Below are 17,790 nucleotides of genomic sequence, written 5' to 3'. Positions count from 1 at the left end.
CCTTGTCCGGCGCTTGTCGTTGTGGCGCTTGGCGTTGTGGTCGTTGTCGGCGCGCGGTCAGTCGGCGGCGTCGGCCGAGGCGATCGCCTCGTGCAGGATGCCGAGCGCCTCGTCGGCTTCCCCGTCGGTCAGGGTCATGGGCGGAGCCAGCCTGAGCACGTTGTTGTGCAGGCCCCCCTTGCCCACCAGCAGGCCACGGGCCTTCGTCCCTTCGAGCACCGCCGTGGCGGCGGCCGGATTCGGTGCGGTGCCGCCCTTCTCGACCAGCTCGACGCCGATCATCAGCCCCTTGCCGCGCACGTCACCCACGATGCCGTACCCGGAGCCGATGTCGCGCAACCCGGACGACAGGTGCTCGCCGAGCTTCGCCGCGTTGCCCTGGAGGTCGTTGTCGAGCAGATAGTCCAATGTGGCCTTCGCACCCGCCGTGGAGATCGGATTGCCGCCGAACGTGGAGATCGAATTCGCGGGGAGGCAGTCCATGATGTCGGCTCGCGCGATGACGCCGCCGATCGCGAGGCCGTTGCCGATGCCCTTCGCGAAGGTCATGATGTCCGGTGTCACGCCGTGCGCCTGGATGCCCCAGAAGTGGTCGCCGGTCCGCCCCCAGCCGGTCTGCACCTCGTCCGAGATGAGCAGAATTCCGTTGGCCTCCAACACTTCCTTGAACGCGCCGAACAAACCGTCCGGTGGGGTCGCGAATCCGCCGACGCCCTGGATCGGCTCCGCGATCATGGCGGCGACGTCACCGGAGGTCGCCGTCGCGAGAACGTCGGTGAGGTCGTCGACGCAGGCGGCGACGTAGTCGGCGTCGGAGTAGCTCGCGAACGGGCCTCGGTAGCGGTAGCCGCCGTGCACGAAACTCACCTTCACCGGGGAAAGCGAACTCGCCGACCAGCCACGGTTTCCGGTTACGCCGACGGTGCCGAAAGCCCTGCCGTGGTAGGAATTGCGCAGGGCGAGGATCTGGTTGCTGCGACGGTACTGGGTGGCCACCATCAGCGCGGTCTCGTTGGCCTCGGTACCCGAATTGGTGAAGAACACCTTGGCGCCGGGGATACCCGACAGTTCCGCGATCTGCTCGGCCAGCTCGACCTGTTTGCGGATGAGGTAGAGGGTCGAGGTGTGCAGGACGCCGGTGTCGAGTTGCGCGCGGACGGCGTCGGAGATCTCGTCGATGTCGTAGCCGATGGCGTTGGTCAGGATGCCGGCGAAGAAGTCGAGGTAGGTGTTGCCTTCGGAATCGGTGACGTGCCGTCCCTTCGCGTGGACGATCTCGATCGGTTCTGCGTAGTACAGGGCCAGCCAGCCGGGCAGCACGGCCCGGTGCCGGGCCAACAGGTCCGCGTCCGTCATGGCTCCGAGTTTCGCCGGGCCACCGGGGAGCCGCCACCGGCAACATGTACGAAATCGCGCCACCCGCCGTACAGTCTGCTCGCGAGTCCCCCGCCCGGACGCCGACATCCGCGCTCAGGTCACCGACATCCGCGCTCAGGTCACCGACATCCGCACTCAGGTCACCGACATCCGCGCTCAGGTCACCGAGAACCGCACTCGGGACATCGAGATCCGCGCCCGGGACGCCGACATCCGCGCCCGGGCTCCCGTAGCCGAAGTGCTCAGCACCCGGCACCAAGACCACGACCCAGGCGACCGGCAACCCCGCACCGCCGGACGCGGAACTCGCCGACCCGAGCAGGGGACTCGCGGATCCGAGCGGGCAACTCGACGACCTGAGCGCGCAACTCGCCGACCCGAGCGGGGGACTCGCGGATGGACTACTGCGTTAGTTGCAATCAGTCGTAACCAATGCTGCATCATGAGGTAGAATTCACCTATGGAAGCCGTGAGAGCACTGGCCACGCTGAGCCAGTTCACCTCGCAACAGTGGGGGCTTGTCACGACCGCACAGGCGAACGGCGCCGGGGTCGACAGGGTGACCCTGCTCCGGCTTACCGACGCCGCACTCCTGCGACCGGTTCGCCGCGGCGTCTACGCCGCCGAAACCGCTCCCCCATCACCGCTGCACGAGACACACGCGGTGTGGCTCTCTCTGAATCCCTCAACTCCCGCATGGCTGCGAACGGGGCTCGACCCTGACGGCGGCGTCGTGTCCCACGTCTCCGCGACGCGGGTTCACGAAGTCGGCGATCTCGTCGCTGATTCCGTGGACCTGACCGTGCCCCGAAGAAGGACCTCGCGCGACCCGGCCGTCCGGCTCCGCTTTCCACGGAACCGTCCACTCTCCTCGGAGGACATCGTCCTCGTCGACGGGCTGCCGGTCACCGGTCTCGCCCGCACGATTATCGATCTCCTCGACACCCACACCGACGGAAGCCACCTCGCGGAGGTGATCCGCGACGGCGTCGAGACCGACCGCCTCGACCTCACCACGCTGGCTCCACGCATCGGCAAATACGCCTCCCGGTACGGGCTCCGCTCACCCGACGGTGAGCGGCTCATTGAACATCTGCTCGGGCAGATCGGTTCCTCGATCACCGCACTGGCGTGGCGCTTTCCCGTGCAACGGACAACGGACAGCCACAACAGCGACAACGCTGCCGTCTCTCTCGCCAGAACTCCTGCCTCGGATCCCGAACCGCGCGGCGTGCCGGATGCACGCCTGGAGACACAGCGGCCGGAAGGTTCGTGACAATCACGATGTCCTACGCCACTCCCGCCGCGCTGCACAGCGCACTCGCCAGTCGCGCACGCGCCAAATCTCGCGCCACCGGTGTCCCGCAAACCGAACTGATCAACCGTTTCTACCTGAGCAGACTCATGGCGAGGGTCTTCACCCACGACCCCGCGGGCTGGCTACTCAAAGGTGGTCAGGCTCTGCTCGTGCGGTGGCCGGACGCCCGCCACTCCCGGGATATCGACCTCTTCCGCACCGGCACCGATCTCGGCTCCGCGGTCGAAACGCTACGAGAGGCCGCCGCTATCGACCTCGGCGACCATTTTCGATTCGAGTACAAGGACACCAGAAAGGAATGGCACGAACGCGTGGCCTGCAAGGTACGTTTCACTGTCCATTTCGGAACAAAAACGGCCGGTGATGTCAGTGTCGATGTCGTCACGAACCTCGTTCCCAGAGGGAACCCTTTTCGCCGCCCGCTCCACTCACCACTCGAAATCGACCTCGGCGACGAACACACGCAGGTAAGCGTGTGGCCGCTGGAAGATCACACGGCAGACAAAATCGTCGCGATGTACGAAAGGCACGCGGGTCGCGTATCGACGCGATACAAGGACCTCGTCGACCTCGTCCTCGTCGCGCTGCGTGCCGAACTAGAAGGGGCCTCGACTCACGAGGCCCTTCATTCCGAGGTCTCCCGCCGCAAGGCCATCGGCACCGAAGTGGAGCTGCCGTCGCTGTTCACGGTTCCGGACCGGGCAAGCTGGGAACGAGGCTACCGCGCTCAGGTGCGTACCGTGTCGGCACTGTCGAACCGTTACCGGACTCTTGCCGATTGCGAACCCCTGCTGCGCAGGTTGATTGATCCCCTCCTGGGGCCGACGGCGCCCGGGCGATGGAAGCCACACGAGGCCGAGTGGGCGCCCGCGTCCTGATGCCGGACCGCCGAGATCCGCGCTCAGGTCACCGAGAACCGCACTCGGGACATCGAGATCCGCGCCCGGGACGCCGACATCCGCGCCCGGGCTCCCGTAGCCGAAGTGCTCAGCACCCGGCACCAAGACCACGACCCAGGCGACCGGCAACCCCGCACCGCCGGACGCGGAACTCGCCGACCCGAGCAGGGGACTCGCGGATCCGAGCGGGCAACTCGACGACCTGAGCGGGGGGACTCGCGGGCCGCGGCACCGTGGCCGCTGTCGGCAACATGTACGAAATCGCGCCACCCGCCGTACAGTCTGCTTTTCGGCAAGGTGCTCCGACGTCGACGGGAGTGGCGGATGTACCCGACGGTCGCCGACGTGCTCGCCCTCCCTGTCGTGCGCGGCGGCGGGCCGAGGGTGGTCGCGGGCTGGGACGCGCTCGGCCATCGCGTCCGATGGGTGCACGTCGCCGAGGTCGCCGACATCGCGCATCTGCTCAAGGGCGGCGAGCTGGTGCTCACCACGGGGGTCGCGCTCCCCGACGACGAGACCGCGCTGACCAGGTACGTCGAAGAACTCGCCGGGGTCGGGGTCGCCGGGCTGGTCGTGGAACTGGTGCGGCACTGGAACGACGAACTGCCGAAGGCACTGGTGCGCGCCGCACAGGATGCGGGTATGCCGCTGGTGACCTTGTCGAGGGAAACGCGCTACGTGGCGGTGTCCGAGGCCGTCAACGGCCTCATCGTCGACGCCCAGGTCGACGAGTTGCGCGCCGCCGAACAGGTACACGAGACCTTCACCGAGCTGACCGTCGCCGGTGCCGAACCGGCCGTGATCCTTCGCGAAGTGGCCAGGCTGACCGGCCAGCCCGTCGTGCTGGAGACCCTGTCGCACGAGGTGCTCGCCTACGACGCTGCCGGAACCGACGCGGGCGAACTCCTCGCGGGGTGGCAGCAGCGCTCGCCGTCGGTCAGGGCCGAGGAACGCACCGGCTACGCCCCCGAGGCGGGCTGGCTCGTGACCATCGTCGGCGCGCGAGGCCACGACTGGGGCCGCCTCGTGCTGACCTGCGCGGAAACACCACCACACCGTTACCTCGTCGTCGCTGAGCGGGCCGCCTCCACGCTGGCCGTGCACCACCTGCTGACGAGAGAGGGCGAAGGGCTGGAGCGGCAGGCACACAGGGCGGTACTGGCCGAACTTCTCGCCTCGCCCGCGCTCCCGGCCGAACTGCCCGCGCGGGCGGCCGCGCTGCACGTTCCGCTCGCTGGGCGCAGGCTCGTCGGCGCCGCCATCCGGCCCCGCCTCACCGGGCTGCCCCGGCTTCCCTCCTCGGCCTCCACTCAGCCACTGCTGCGCGAACTGGCGGAGACCACGGCGCTGGCGACGCGGAGAGCACGGGTCACCGCCCTCGTCGCCGGCGTCGACGACACGAGCGTGTGCGTGCTGCTTTCCCTTTCTCCGCAAGCCAGCATCGACGCCGTCTTGCTCAGGCTCGCGAAGGAGGTGCAACAGTCACGGACACCGGTGCCGGTGGTGATCGCCGTCGGCTCCCCCGTCACCTCGGCCTGCGACGCCGCGCGGAGCCTGACCGAGGCAACCCACGTCGCGGCGGCGGCGATGCGGCTGGACAGCGAACCGGCGTGCGGCTATCACCGGCTTCGCGACGTCCGGTTGCGCGGATTACTGCACCTGCTCGCCACCGACGACAGGGTCGCCGCGTTCGCCTCCCGCGAACTCGGCCCGCTCAAGGCGAAGGACACCGCGACCGGAAGCAGGCTGATGCAGGCGCTGCGTTACTTCTGCGAACACGGAGGGAACAAGTCGGCGGCGGCAGCGGCGGCGCACACCTCGCGCACCGCCTACTACCAGCAACTGGCCAGGATCGAGCAGGTGCTGGGCGTGCGACTGGAGGATCCCGAGTCGATGCTGTCGCTGCACGTCGCACTTCTCGTACATGACTTACTCGCCCCATCGGGCGACAGCGATCACCCAAACGAGTAACACATGTTGGCCGCAACCATGCCGATACCCGGTGCATGCCTATGTTCGCTGCCGGATCCGTCGCCGCCTGCGCCATCACGATGGTGTGCGCAACGGGACCCGCCCCGGCCTCCCACTCCGCGCTGACCCTGACTCTCCAGACCACCGACGGTGCCGCGAGGACCGTGCAACTCAACTGCGACCCCGCCTCGGGGACGCACCCGAAGGCCGAGGAGGCGTGCGCCGCGCTGTCCGAGGCCGACGGCAAGTTCGGCTCACTCGTCAAGACGTCGGTGGCCTGCCCGATGATCTACGCGCCGCTTGAGGCGACCGCGCGCGGCCACTGGCAGGGCTCGCCCGTCGACTACACCACCGAGTACGCCAACTCGTGTGTCGCCGGTGCCGAGTCCGAAGGTGTCTTCGCGTTCTGACGAGCGCGCACGGGAAAGCTCCGCGAGGATGTCCTCGCGGAGCTTTTTCGTTTCGCCACTGTTGCATTCGCGCTACAACCACTGCCGTGGCTTCGGCGCAATCGTCACAGTGTCCCTTTGCCAGGACAACAGTGAACACTCTGCCAGTGCCCCGCGTGCACGACCGGCGAGCAGGATGCCGCAATGGAGCCGACCAGCGCCCAGATTCAGCACCCGGACGGCCGGGTGGAACTTCGCGATGCGTCGTCACTGCACGGCAGCCGGTTCTTCAACGCTGAACTGTCCCCGGTGCCCGTCGAGCGACGAACCTGGACCACCTACAACTATTTCGCGTTGTGGATGGGAATGGCCCACAACATTCCGTCCTACCTGCTCGCCTCAGGACTCATCGCCATCGGCATGAACTGGGTGCAGGCATTCATGACGATCACGCTCGGCAACCTGATCGTGCTCATCCCGATGCTGCTCAACAGTCACGCGGGAACCAAGTACGGAATTCCGTTCCCCGTTTTCGCGCGCGCCTTCTACGGGGTGAAGGGCGCCAACCTCGCCGCGCTGCTGCGGGGTTTCGTGGCCTGCGGCTGGTTCGGCATCCAGACCTGGGTCGGCGGGCAGGCCATTTTCGTCATCCTCGGCAAGCTCGTCGGCGACGGCTGGACGGGAGCTGCTTCCGTGTTCGGCCAACCGTGGACGATGTGGCTGGGGTTCCTCGCGTTCTGGGCCGTGCAGATGCTGATCATCTCGCGGGGAATCGACGCGGTGCGCAAGTTCGAGAACTGGACGGCACCGATCGTCACGGTCGGCTTCCTGATCCTGCTCGTCTGGATCCTCGTCAAGGCAGGCGGGTTCGGGCCGATCTTCGACCAGGAGTCCAGGCTGGGCTGGGGCACCGGCTTCTGGACCGTGTTCGCGCCCTCCCTCATGGGCATGATCGCGTTCTGGGCGACGCTGTCGCTCAACATGCCCGACTTCACCCGGTTCGGCATGAGCCAGCGCAAGCAGGCGCTGGGACAGGTGCTCGGGCTGCCGACGACGATGTCGTTCATGGCGATCGTGTCGATCATGATCACCTCCGGCGGCATCGTGCTCTACGGCGAGGCCATCTGGGATCCGGTGCTGCTCGCCGCGCGCTTCGACTCGCCGGTCGTGGTGGTCGTCGCGCTGCTCGGGCTCGCCGTGGCCACCATCTCGGCCAACCTCGCCGCCAACGTCGTCAGCCCTTCCTACGACTTCTCCAACGCGTTCCCGAAACGAATCAGTTTCCGGCTCGGCGGATTGATCACCGGCGTCATCGGCATCGCGATCCAGCCGTGGCGGCTGATCTCCGACCCCAACATCTACATCTTCGCGTGGCTGAACTTCTACGGCGGCGTGCTGGCCGCCATCGCCGGAGTGCTCGCCGCGGGCTACTGGGTGCAGACGAGAACGAAGCTGGTGCTGGCCGACCTGTTCGCCGACGGTCACGGCAGGTACTGGTTCACCGGCGGCTGGAATTGGAGGGCGCTCGTCGCGACCGTCGTGGGTGCCGTGCTCGCCGTCGGCGGCGCGTATTCCCACCCCGGCGAAGGGCCGTTCCCAGCCGACGGGCTGATCCCGGTGATCAAGGTGTTCTACGACTACAGCTGGGCGGTCGGCCTCGTTGCCGCGTTCCTGGCATACCTGGCGCTGTCGTTGCCGACGCGCGGTTCTCCGGTTGTCGCACAGGACGAGATGAAGGAGGAGACACATGAGCGAGCTGATCAGGGCAGGCCTGGTACAGCAGCGGTGGACGGGTGACAAGGATTCGATGATCGCGGCGGCGGTCGAGGCGATCGGCAAGGCCGCCTCGCAGGGAGCACAGGTGGTGTGCCTCCAGGAGTTGTTCTACGGGCCCTATTTCTGCCAGGTACAGGACACCGAGTACTACTCCTACACCGAGGGCATTCCGGACGGGCCGACAACGAAGCTAATGCAGGAGGTCGCCGAGCGGCACGGAGTGGTGCTCGTGCTGCCCATGTACGAGCAGGAACAGCCGGGTGTCCTCTACAACACGGCTGCCGTCGTCGACGCCGACGGCAGCTATCTCGGCAAGTACCGCAAGAACCACATCCCGCAGGTCAAGGGGTTCTGGGAGAAGTTCTACTTCCGGCCGGGCAACACCGGCTACCCGGTTTTCGACACGGCGGTCGGCAGGATCGGCGTCTACATCTGCTACGACCGGCACTTCCCGGAAGGCTGGCGGGCACTCGGGCTCGCGGGTGCGCGCATCGTGTTCAACCCTTCGGCCACCAGCAGGGGACTCTCGCAGTACCTGTGGCGGCTGGAACAGCCCGCCGCGGCCGTGGCCAACGAGTACTACGTCGGCGCGATCAACAGGGTCGGCGTGGAACCCTTGGGCGACAACGACTTCTACGGTCAGACCTACTTCGCCGACCCACGAGGCGAACTGGTCGGCGACGCGGCGTCGGACACCGAGGACGAGATCGTGGTCCGTGACCTCGACATGGACAAGCTCGCGGAGGTCAGGCAATTGTGGGCGTTCTATCGCGACCGCAGGCCGGATTCCTACGACTGGCTCGTGAAGCCGTGAGGTGGTGACCATGCGGACTCTGATCACCGGGGGCACTGTCCTCGGACCTTCCGGCGGCGTTGTCGCGGACGTACTGGTGGAGGGCGAAACCGTCGCCGCCGTCGCCACGCCGGGAACCTTCGCGCCCGACACCGCCGACACCGTGCTCGACGCGACCGGAAAGTACGTGCTGCCAGGCGGAATCGACGCGCACACGCACATGGAGATGCCCTTCGGCGGCACCTTCTCCGCCGACACGTTCGAAACGGGAACCAGGGCCGCCGCCTTCGGCGGAACCACGACCATCATCGACTTCGCCGTCCAGCCAAAAGGATCCTCCCTTCTGTCCACCTTGGATAAATGGCACGAGAAGGCGGGCGGCAACTGTGCCGTCGACTACGGGTTCCACATGATCGTCTCGGATGTCAACGACGAGACGCTCAAGGAAATGGACTCGTGCGTCGACGCGGGGGTGAGCAGCTTCAAGATGTTCATGGCTTACCCCGGCGTTTTCTACTCGACCGACGGCGAGATCTTGCGCGCCATGGGCAAGGCCACCGAGAACGGCTCCATGATCATGATGCACGCCGAGAACGGCATCGCGATCGACCAGCTCGTGGCCAAGGCGCTCGCCGAAGGGCACGGCGAACCCGTACAGCACGGCTACACCAGGCCGCCGGAGCTGGAGGGCGAAGCCACGTCGCGGGCCATCACGCTGGCCAAGGTCACCGGATCGCCGCTCTACATCGTGCACCTTTCGGCCGCGCAAGCGTTGTCGGCGGTGGCCGAGGCACGCGACAACGGCCAGAACGTGTTCGCCGAGACCTGCCCGCAGTACCTCTATCTGTCCATCGAGGACCTCGCGAAACCGGAATTCGAGGGCGCCAAGTACGTGGCATCCCCTCCGCTGCGCGAGAAATCGCACCAGACCGACCTGTGGCGGGGACTGCGCACCAACGATCTTTCCGTGGTGTCGACCGACCACTGCCCCTTCTGTTTCAAGGATCAGAAGGAACTCGGCAAGGGCGACTTCTCGAAGATCCCCAACGGAATGCCAGGCGTCGAGCACAGGATGGACCTGCTGCATCAGGGCGTCGTCGCGGGAGAAATCTCGCTGGCCCGCTGGGTGGAGACCTGCGCGACGACCCCGGCGAGGATGTTCGGACTCTTTCCCCGCAAGGGGATCATCGCTCCCGGCTCCGACGCCGACATCGTGATCTACGATCCCTCGGCGCGGCAGACCATCTCGGCGCGGACCCACCACATGGCGGTCGACTATTCCGCGTACGAGGGGATGACCATCACGGGCGCGGTGTCCACTGTGCTTTCTCGCGGCACGATCGTCGTCGACCGCGGCGATTATCTCGGCAGGCCGGGGCACGGCACGTTCCTTTCCCGCGACCTGAGTCAGTATTTGAACTGAGGGGTTGGCCATGGACTTCGGTGTGGTGCTGCAAACGGATCCACCAGCGGGCGACGTCGTGCGATTGATGACGATGGCGGAGGATCAGGGTTTCGGCTATGGCTGGACGTTCGACTCCGTGGTGCTCTGGCAGGAACCGTTCGTCATCTACTCGCGAATTCTCGCCGCGACGTCGACGCTCACGGTCGGCCCCATGGTGACCAGTCCTGGCACGAGGGACTGGTCGGTGCTCGCCTCGTCGTTCGCGACGCTCAACGACATGTACGGCAACCGGACCGTGTGCGGCATCGGCAGGGGCGACTCGGCGCACAGGGTCGTCGGACTTCCACCGTCTACTTTGGCCACTTTGCGCCGGTGCATGTACGTGGTCAAGGAACTCGCGGAAGGCAGGGAGGTCGAGCACAACGACGTCGCGGTGCGGATTCCCTGGATCAACGAGGGCAGGCTGGAGATGTGGATGGCGGGCTACGGCCCGAAGGCACTACGAACCGTCGGCGAACACGCCGACGGTTTCATCCTCCAGTGCGCCGATCCGGCCATCGCCAAGTGGACCATCGGCTCGGTGAGGGCGGCGGCAGCGGCGGCGGGCCGCGATCCGGAGGGCATCACGGTGTGCGTCGCGGCGCCCGCCTACATCGGTGACGACGTCGCGCATCAGCGCGAGCAGCTGCGCTGGTTCGGCGGCATGGTCGGCAATCACGTCGCCGACCTTGTCGCCCGCTACGGCCAGTCGAGCGAGGTACCGCACGAGCTGACCGACTACATCGCGGGAAGAGCGGGCTACGACTACGCCCACCACGGGAAGGCCGGCAACCCTTCGACCGATTTCGTTCCCGACGACATCGTCGACAGGTTCTGCCTGCTGGGTCCCGCCTCCTCGCATGTGGACCGGCTCGCCGAGCTGGCGGAACTCGGGGTCGACCAGTTCGCCGTCTACCTCATGCACGATCAGCGCGAGCAGACGCTCGCCGCCTACGGAACGGAGGTCGTCGGCAAACTCGGCGCGTGAGGACTCACGTCATCGCCTGGTAGACGAGCTGGCGGAGCTGCTGGCGCAGTGGATGCGTGCTGGATGGCAGCAGCTGGGTGAACAACGACACCGTGACATCGGTCGCCGGGTCGACCCAGAACGCGGTGCTGGCCGCTCCGCCCCAGGCGAACTCCCCCGCGCTGGACAACGTCTTGGCCGCGACCGGATCGGTGAGCACCGAGAAACCGAGCCCGAAACCGAAGCCGTGAAACGGCATCTCGGCGAACAGCGGACGGCCGAACGCCTCAAGATCGGCACCACCTGGCAGATGGTTGCGGGTCATGAACTCCACCGTTCTCCGGCTCAGCAGCCGCTGTCCGCCCAGTTCGCCTCCGCGCGCGAGGAACTGGGTGAACCGGTGGTAGTCGCCCGCCGTGGAGGCGAGCCCCGCGCCGCCCTGCAAGCAACTCGGCCACCGGGTGATGGCATCGCCGAAGGCGTCGTTACGCACGGCACGGCGCGTTCCCGGTTCCGGCACGTACAGCGCGGCGAGCGAGCCGAGATCGTCTTGCTCGACCCGGAAACCGGTGCTGCTCATGCCGATCGGTGTGAAGATCCGCCGTGCGAAGAACTCGTCGAGCGACATGCCCGACACGACCTCGACCAGCCTGCCGAGCACGTCGGTGGCGACCGAGTAGTTCCATTCCGAACCCGGTTGGAACACCAGCGGCAACCCGGCCCACGCCTCACAACAGGCGGCGAGATCCTTGCCAGGCGGGGTGCTCCACTCGAACCCCGCCGCGCGATAGAGCGCGTCGACGGGGTGCGCGTGGTGGAAGCCGTAGGTCAGCCCCGCGGTGTGGGTCAGCAGATGCCACACCCTGATCGGCTCCGTCGCGGGTTCGGTGACGGGCCGCAACGCCGAGCCCTTGGTGTAGACCCTCGGCTCGGCGAATTCGGGAAGCCAGTGGTGGATCGGATCGGTCAGTTCGAAGGCGCCTTCCTCGAACAACATCATCGCGGCGACCGAGGTGACCGGCTTCGTCATCGAGAATATCCGCCAGCGCGTGTCGACCTCGACGGGAAGCCCCGCCTCCAGGTCGCGATACCCGGCCGAGGACACGTAGGCGACCTTGCCGTGCCTGGTGACCACCGTGAGCCACCCCGGAAGCAAACCCTCGTCGACGTAGCGGCCGAACCGGTCGTCGATGCGGGCGAGCCTGCGCGCGTCGAACCCGAGCTCGCCGGGGTCCGTCTCCACTTTGAGATCCGTCATGGGATTCGTTGTACCGCGCAGCGTGGACCCGGCACCAGGCGCGATCAACGTGTGTTCAGCGGCGGAGCCGCTTGGAGTGTGCCGTCAACCGGCACCGAAGCGGGTTCTGAGGCGGTTTCTTCGCGAGGACAGCGACGACGTGGTGTATGGACATACATGAGGAGACGATCCCGCAGCGAGAAACCGTCTCAGGTTCCGCCACCCGCGCCGCCACGCACAACACCACTGTCAAAGGCAGTGCGATCAGGCCATGAAGGTCGACTTTTCTTCGCGCCATGCTTCGTCGTCGCGGCCTTGGCGCCAGTAACCGGAGATCGAGAGCTGGTCCTTGGTCAGGCCCCGCTCGCCGAGCAGGTGCCTGCGCAGTTCCTTCACGGCCCCGGCCTCGCCGTGGACGAACGCGTGCGCGGTTCCCTCGGGAAAGTTCAGCTCCCGCACGGCGGCGCCGAGATCGCCGCCCTCGGCGCGGTGCAGCCACCGGATGTGCGCGTCGCCCTTCGTGGCGAGCGGCTGTTCTTCCGAGGCGTCCTCGACCAGCAGCACACCGAGCACCGGCGCACCGTCCGGCATGGCCTCCATGGCGGCGGCGATGGCTGGCAGCGCGCTCTCGTCGCCGACGACGAGATGCCAGTCGGCGTCCCGCCTCGGCGCGTATGCCCCTCCGGGACCGAGTAGCAGCACCTCGTCGCCCGGTTCGAGCCGCGCCGCCCACGGACCGGCGAGCCCCTGGTCGCCGTGGTAAACGAAGTCGATCGCCAGCTCACCCGCGGCCGCGTCGTGGTAACGCACCGTGTAGGTGCGCATCCTCGGCCACTGGTCCGCCGGAAGCTCGGCCCTGATGGTCTGCATGTCGAGCGGTTCCGGATAGCTGACACCCGGCACCCGGAACAGCACCTTGACGTAGCTGTCGGTGAACTCGTTGGGGGTGAAGGAACTCAGCCCTTCGCCCCCGGCGACGACCCGGATCATGTGGGGTGTGAGGCGTTCGGTGCGCACCACGGTCAACCGGATGACCGGCCTCGTGCCGCGTTCCCTTCGCTCCGTCATGTACTGCTCCTCACCACACTGGGGTACCGAGAACTAAGGCTACCCTAACTCTACTCTCCGGCGCCCGCGAGCGAGATGGGCCGTGGCCTCGTCGCCGACAGCGACGTCAGCACGCTCGTCACCGTCACGACCAGGAACGCACCGGCGACGACGATCCCGAGCAGCGCCCACGGCACGACGATCACGGCCTCCCCGAGGATGCGTTCCGTCGCCATGCCGATACCGGCCCAGGTACCGGCGGCGGCGACACCGCCGAGCACGAGACCGATCACCGTGACGGCAAGCGATTCCACCAGAGCCGTCCGCACCACCTGCGCTCTGCTGAGCCCGCTCAGCCTCGCGATGGCGAACTCCCGCTTGCGTTCCGCCGCCGCGATGACCACCGCGTTGACAACGGCGATGAGCGCGTAGAGCCCGGAAAGTCCGAGTATCACGGTCATGATTCCGGTGCTCACGTCCTGCTGCTTCACCGCCTGAGCGCCGATCCAGTCGCCGAGCGTGCTGACCTGGCCGACGCCGCGCTGCTCGATCGCCGACATGACGGCGGCGGGCGAGACTCCCTCGGCCAGCCTCACGATCGAGTGCGACGGCAGCGTGGCGGCCACCTCACCGGGAACCGCGTCGGCTGCGAGCACGAAGTACAGCGATTCGAGCGAGGACGGCAGTACTCCGGCGACCAGCATCTGCCGCTCACCGCCCGAACCGTCGATGGAGACGGTGACCGTGTCTCCTTCGGAGAAGGCGCTGTCGTCGCCCACAACGACGGTGTCCTCGGTCAACTTACCGAGCGCACCGTTGGCGGCCACGGCCGGATTGGAAAGCGCATAGGCCGCCGGGTCGACCGCGTACGCGTCGATGTCCTCGGTTTCGGTCTCCACCTCGTCGCCGTAGACGGTGCGGCTGGTGACCGTGACGGGCACGTCGAGCCGGGTCGAGACCGAAGCGACCCCCGGTATCTCCGCCAGCTCGGGGCCGGGTTTTCCCTGCGCGGTCACCACGAGGTCGCCGACGAGGTTCCTGCGCTGCTCCAGCTCCGTCGCCTCGCCGACCGAAGCCATCACCCCCGACTGGCCGAGCAGCAACGCGACGAGCACGAGCAGCGGAGCGGCCGTCGACGCGCTGCGCCGCACGCCGTCGCCGAGGTTGGCCTGCGCGAGCCTGCCGAGCGGGCTCCCGCGCAGCACCAGCCCCAGCACCTTGCCCAGCAAGGGAACGACGAGCGGGCTCAGCGCGCTCAACGCGACCGCCGCGGTGAGCGCCGAGTTGACGGCGAGCGGGATCGCGGCGACCGGCCCCGCGAACGAGGCGACGATGACGAGCGCGACCGTTCCGGCGAGAAAGAGCAGCCCGAAGAACCACCGCGCGCCCGTCATCACCCTCGCCGCGGATCCGGTGTCCCGCAAGGCTTCGAGCGGGCGCACGGCCGCGGCGCGCTTCGAGGCGGCGAACACCCCGGTCACCGCGACTCCGACGCCGATACCGGCCGAGACCCCGAGAATCCAGTCCAGCCAAGCCGGATCGAAGCCGCCTGGCACGAAGCCGAGCGTGCCGAGCAGCCACGTCTGCACGTCCATGAGCGCGACGCCGACCGGAACTCCGATCGCCGTTCCGATCAGCCCCAGCAGCAACGCCTCCGACAGCAACAGCCTGCGCAGCTGTTTGCGGGAGCCGCCGATGAGCCGCAGCAGCGCCAGGTCTTTCCTGCGCTGCGCGACGGTGAAGGCGAACGTGCTGCTGACGATGAAGACGGCAAGGAAGACCGACACGGCCAGTGTGATCGCGAGCAGCGTGATGGCCTCGACGTAACCGCCCGTCGCGGCGCTGATGAGAATCAGCAGTGAGGACTGCACCAGTCCCACGCCGAGGCAGACGGTGAGGATCGCGCCGACGAACAATGGCCAGCGCTGGGCGAAAGTGCTGAACGACAGCCTGAGCACGGTTCAGCCCTCCAGCGACGCGAGGCGGTCGGCGACCTCGCGTGCCGTCGGCGCGACCGCGTGGTCGACGATGCGGCCGTCGGAAAGGAAAAGCACGGAGTCGGCGCTGGCCGCTGCGGCCGGATCGTGGGTGACCATGACGATGGTCTGGCCCGCGCCGTCGACCATGTCCCGCAGCAGGCGCAGCACCTGGCGAGCCGAGTTGGAGTCGAGCGCGCCGGTGGGTTCGTCTGCGAAGAGCACCTTCGGCCGCATCACCATCGCGCGGGCGATCGCCACCCGCTGCTGCTGACCGCCCGACAGTTCCCTCGGCCGGTGTTTGCCCCGGTCGGCGAGACCGACGCTGGCGAGCACCTCGCGCACCTGAGCCGTCGGCACGCGGACACCGGCAAGCTTGAGCGGCAACGCCACGTTCTGTTCCGCGGTGAGCGAGGCGACGAGGTTGAAGTTCTGGAAGACGAAGCCGATGTCGCGCCTGCGCAGTTCGGTCAGTTCCCTGTCGCTCGCTCCGGTGATGTCCTTGCCCGCGAGGTGCACCTGTCCCGAGCTGAGCTGTTCCAGTCCAGCCGCGCAGTGCAGGAGGGTGGACTTGCCGGAGCCGGAAGGGCCCATGACGGCCGTCCACGAACCACGTCCACATACGACACTCACGTTGTCGAGCGCGCGAACGCGCTCACGTTTGGGCCCGTAGTGCCTGGTGGCACCTCGCAATTCGATTGCCGCACTGCCGGCGGGCGCGACCTGTTCAGTTCCCACTGCTGCGCTCATGGGGACAATTTCAGCGTGGAAGAGCCCTGTGGGTCACCGGTGTGCGCACCCGGAACAGGGGTAGGGTTCGCCCTACCCCCGCCAGCCCTCTTGACACTACGCCAACAACGGGCCACGGTATGCGGATGACGCAGTTCGACTACGACGTCATCGTCGTCGGCTCCGGGTTCGGCGGCAGTGTCTCCGCGCTGCGCCTGACCGAGAAAGGCTACCGGGTCGGGGTTCTCGAAATGGGACGGCGGTTCGCCGATCACGAGTTCGCCCGCTCGTCGTGGCACGTACGCGACTACCTGTTCGCGCCGAGGCTCGGCTGCACCGGAATCCTGCGCATCACACCGCTCGCCGACGCGCTGATCCTCACCGGCACCGGGGTCGGCGGCGGTTCACTCGGCTACGCCAACACGCTGTACGAGCCGGGCGAGAAATTCTTCGCCGATCCCCAGTGGGCACACATCGCCGACTGGAAGGCCGAACTCGCGCCCTACTACCGCCAGGCCCGCGACATGCTCGGCGTGACGGCCAACCCCACGACGACCGCGGCCGATGAGGTCATGAAGGCCGTCGCCGACGACATCGGCGCCGGGCACACCTACCGGCCGACCGACGTCGGCGTCTTCTTCGGCGAGGACGGTACGCCGCCGGGAAGCGAGGTCCCCGACCCCTACTTCGGGGGTGCGGGCCCGGCGCGGCGCAGTTGCACGCAGTGCGGGGAATGCGTGACCGGTTGCCGGCACGGCGCGAAGAACACCACCGTGAAGAATTACCTGTATCTCGCGGAGAAAGCCGGAGCGAGGGTCCATCCGCTGACCACGGTGACCGAGGTGAGGCCGTTGCAGTCGGGCGGCTACGCGGTCAGCACCGTCCACACCGGACTCAGCAGGCGGCGGCGCGTGCTCACCGCCGAGCAGGTGATCTTCTCCGCCGCCGCGCTCGGCACCCAGAAACTACTGCACCGGATGCGCGAGCGTGGCGTACTCCCCCGGCTTTCCGGCCGCGTCGGCGTGCTGGCGAGGACCAATTCGGAAGCGGTACTCGCGGCGCGGAGCAGGGACAAGGCGGCGGCATTCAACAGAGGCGTCGCCATCACCTCGTCCATCCACCCCGACGACGTCACCCATGTCGAGCCGTGCCGCTACGGTCGCGGCAGCAATCTGCTCGGCCTGCTCGGCACGGTGCTCGTGGACCCCGAACCGGGAACCCCGCGCTGGCGCAGTGGTCTCAAGGAAATGTGGCGGCACCGGAAAGTGTTGCCGGCACTGCACAATCCTCGGCGCTGGTCGGAACAGACCATCGCGTTGCTGGTCATGCAAAGCCTCGACAATTCGATCACCACCTATCCGAAACGCGGGATTTTCGGCACGCGGCTCACCAGCAGGCAAGGGATCGGCGAACCCAATCCCACGTGGATCCCCTCGGGTCACGACGTCGCGAGAAGGGTGGCCGGCAAGATCGGCGGGATCGCCGGTGCGGGCTGGAACGACCTCGCCAACCTTCCATTGACCGGTCATTTCATCGGCGGCTGCACGATCGGCGACTCGCCGGACACCGGAGTCGTCGACGCCTATCAGCGGATTTTCGGCTATCCGGGGCTACACATCGTCGACGGCTCCACCATCACCGCGAATCTCGGGGTCAACCCTTCGCTCACCATCACAGCGCAGGCGGAGCGCGCGATGGCGATGTGGCCGAACAAAGGTGAGAACGATGAGCGGCCGTCGCTCGGCAAGCCGTACCGGCCGGTGAAACCGGTGGCACCTCGCCACCCCGTGGTGCCGAATTGGGCGCCGGGCGCACTGCGTTTACCCCTGTTTCCGGCCGGGAAGAAGGCGACGTGAGAAACTGCGAA

14 protein-coding genes are annotated in these 17,790 nt (G+C 67.3%); 9 read left to right on the top strand and 5 right to left on the bottom strand.

The genetic code is table 11. The features are described from left to right. Nucleotides 1–57: 57 nt before the first annotated feature. Complete coding sequence (locus BAY61_RS09545; protein ID WP_091795235.1) at nt 58–1,356, bottom strand: aspartate aminotransferase family protein; 1,299 nt, start codon at nt 1,354–1,356, stop codon at nt 58–60. 481 nt (nt 1,357–1,837) lie between these two features. On the opposite strand from BAY61_RS09545, the gene BAY61_RS09540 reads away from it, so the two are divergent. The 8 genes from BAY61_RS09540 to BAY61_RS09505 all read left to right on the top strand — a co-directional run bounded on the left by BAY61_RS09540 (nt 1,838) and on the right by BAY61_RS09505 (nt 10,955). Continuing rightward, complete coding sequence (locus BAY61_RS09540; RefSeq protein ID WP_091810893.1) at nt 1,838–2,653, top strand: type IV toxin-antitoxin system AbiEi family antitoxin domain-containing protein; 816 nt, start codon at nt 1,838–1,840, stop codon at nt 2,651–2,653. A gap of 8 nt (nt 2,654–2,661) precedes the next feature. After that, on the top strand, nt 2,662–3,573 hold the full coding sequence (locus BAY61_RS09535) for a nucleotidyl transferase AbiEii/AbiGii toxin family protein (protein ID WP_342749611.1): 912 nt from the start codon (nt 2,662–2,664) through the stop codon (nt 3,571–3,573). A gap of 345 nt (nt 3,574–3,918) precedes the next feature. After that, nucleotides 3,919–5,565 carry a PucR family transcriptional regulator gene (locus BAY61_RS09530; RefSeq protein ID WP_091795233.1) on the top strand — a complete coding sequence of 549 codons (1,647 nt, stop codon included), beginning with the start codon at nt 3,919–3,921 and terminating at the stop codon, nt 5,563–5,565. Between the two features lie 35 nt (nt 5,566–5,600). Next, nucleotides 5,601–5,975 (top strand): SSI family serine proteinase inhibitor, encoded by a 375-nt coding sequence (locus BAY61_RS09525; protein WP_338061444.1) that lies wholly within the window; start codon nt 5,601–5,603, stop codon nt 5,973–5,975. Between the two features lie 183 nt (nt 5,976–6,158). Beyond that, nucleotides 6,159–7,751, top strand: a complete 1,593-nt coding sequence (locus BAY61_RS09520) for an NCS1 family nucleobase:cation symporter-1 (protein ID WP_091795227.1) — start codon at nt 6,159–6,161, stop codon at nt 7,749–7,751. Next, complete coding sequence (locus BAY61_RS09515) at nt 7,702–8,544, top strand: nitrilase-related carbon-nitrogen hydrolase (RefSeq protein ID WP_091795224.1); 843 nt, start codon at nt 7,702–7,704, stop codon at nt 8,542–8,544. The genes BAY61_RS09520 and BAY61_RS09515 overlap by 50 nt, the downstream gene beginning before the upstream one ends. A 10-nt stretch (nt 8,545–8,554) precedes the next feature. Further along, nucleotides 8,555–9,946 (top strand): dihydropyrimidinase, encoded by a 1,392-nt coding sequence (gene hydA, locus BAY61_RS09510; protein WP_091798536.1) that lies wholly within the window; start codon nt 8,555–8,557, stop codon nt 9,944–9,946. A 10-nt stretch (nt 9,947–9,956) separates the two neighbouring features. Further along, nucleotides 9,957–10,955: a TIGR03842 family LLM class F420-dependent oxidoreductase gene (locus BAY61_RS09505; protein ID WP_091795219.1), complete on the top strand. Its 999-nt coding sequence runs from the start codon at nt 9,957–9,959 to the stop codon at nt 10,953–10,955. Nucleotides 10,956–10,959: 4 nt separating this feature from the next. Here BAY61_RS09505 and BAY61_RS09500 read toward each other — a convergent pair whose 3' ends face one another. The 4 genes from BAY61_RS09500 to BAY61_RS09485 form a co-directional block, all read right to left on the bottom strand. Further along, nucleotides 10,960–12,192 carry a serine hydrolase domain-containing protein gene (locus BAY61_RS09500; RefSeq protein WP_091795216.1) on the bottom strand — a complete coding sequence of 411 codons (1,233 nt, stop codon included), beginning with the start codon at nt 12,190–12,192 and terminating at the stop codon, nt 10,960–10,962. Nucleotides 12,193–12,435: 243 nt separating this feature from the next. After that, nucleotides 12,436–13,239: a siderophore-interacting protein gene (locus BAY61_RS09495; RefSeq protein WP_091795212.1), complete on the bottom strand. Its 804-nt coding sequence runs from the start codon at nt 13,237–13,239 to the stop codon at nt 12,436–12,438. Between the two features lie 50 nt (nt 13,240–13,289). Next, nucleotides 13,290–15,176, bottom strand: coding sequence for an FtsX-like permease family protein (locus tag BAY61_RS09490; RefSeq protein ID WP_091795209.1), 1,887 nt, complete (start codon nt 15,174–15,176; stop codon nt 13,290–13,292). A 3-nt stretch (nt 15,177–15,179) separates the two neighbouring features. Then, nucleotides 15,180–15,944 (bottom strand): ABC transporter ATP-binding protein, encoded by a 765-nt coding sequence (locus tag BAY61_RS09485; RefSeq protein ID WP_091795206.1) that lies wholly within the window; start codon nt 15,942–15,944, stop codon nt 15,180–15,182. Between the two features lie 125 nt (nt 15,945–16,069). Here BAY61_RS09485 and BAY61_RS09480 point away from each other — a divergent pair, with 125 nt between their 5' ends. Further along, nucleotides 16,070–17,779, top strand: coding sequence for a GMC oxidoreductase (locus BAY61_RS09480; protein ID WP_091795203.1), 1,710 nt, complete (start codon nt 16,070–16,072; stop codon nt 17,777–17,779). Nucleotides 17,780–17,790 lie beyond the last annotated feature (11 nt).

Source organism: Prauserella marina, from assembly GCF_002240355.1.
GTDB classification, from domain to species: Bacteria; Actinomycetota; Actinomycetes; order Mycobacteriales; family Pseudonocardiaceae; genus Prauserella_A; species Prauserella_A marina.
This window is presented reverse-complemented; position numbering and strand designations above follow the sequence as displayed.

Excerpts from the sequence above, each read along its gene's own strand:
- BAY61_RS09505 (WP_091795219.1), top strand. The coding sequence starts at position 9,957 with ATGGACTTCGGTGTGGTGCTGCAAACGGATCCACCAGCGGGCGACGTC.
- BAY61_RS09520 (WP_091795227.1), top strand. The coding sequence starts at position 6,159 with ATGGAGCCGACCAGCGCCCAGATTCAGCACCCGGACGGCCGGGTGGAA.
- BAY61_RS09535 (WP_342749611.1), top strand. The coding sequence starts at position 2,662 with ATGTCCTACGCCACTCCCGCCGCGCTGCACAGCGCACTCGCCAGTCGC.
- BAY61_RS09500 (WP_091795216.1), bottom strand. The coding sequence starts at position 12,192 with ATGACGGATCTCAAAGTGGAGACGGACCCCGGCGAGCTCGGGTTCGAC.
- BAY61_RS09485 (WP_091795206.1), bottom strand. The coding sequence starts at position 15,944 with ATGAGCGCAGCAGTGGGAACTGAACAGGTCGCGCCCGCCGGCAGTGCG.
- BAY61_RS09495 (WP_091795212.1), bottom strand. The coding sequence starts at position 13,239 with ATGACGGAGCGAAGGGAACGCGGCACGAGGCCGGTCATCCGGTTGACC.
- hydA (WP_091798536.1), top strand. The coding sequence starts at position 8,555 with ATGCGGACTCTGATCACCGGGGGCACTGTCCTCGGACCTTCCGGCGGC.
- BAY61_RS09515 (WP_091795224.1), top strand. The coding sequence starts at position 7,702 with ATGAGCGAGCTGATCAGGGCAGGCCTGGTACAGCAGCGGTGGACGGGT.
- BAY61_RS09545 (WP_091795235.1), bottom strand. The coding sequence starts at position 1,356 with ATGACGGACGCGGACCTGTTGGCCCGGCACCGGGCCGTGCTGCCCGGC.
- BAY61_RS09480 (WP_091795203.1), top strand. The coding sequence starts at position 16,070 with ATGACGCAGTTCGACTACGACGTCATCGTCGTCGGCTCCGGGTTCGGC.
- BAY61_RS09540 (WP_091810893.1), top strand. The coding sequence starts at position 1,838 with ATGGAAGCCGTGAGAGCACTGGCCACGCTGAGCCAGTTCACCTCGCAA.
- BAY61_RS09530 (WP_091795233.1), top strand. The coding sequence starts at position 3,919 with ATGTACCCGACGGTCGCCGACGTGCTCGCCCTCCCTGTCGTGCGCGGC.
- BAY61_RS09525 (WP_338061444.1), top strand. The coding sequence starts at position 5,601 with ATGCCTATGTTCGCTGCCGGATCCGTCGCCGCCTGCGCCATCACGATG.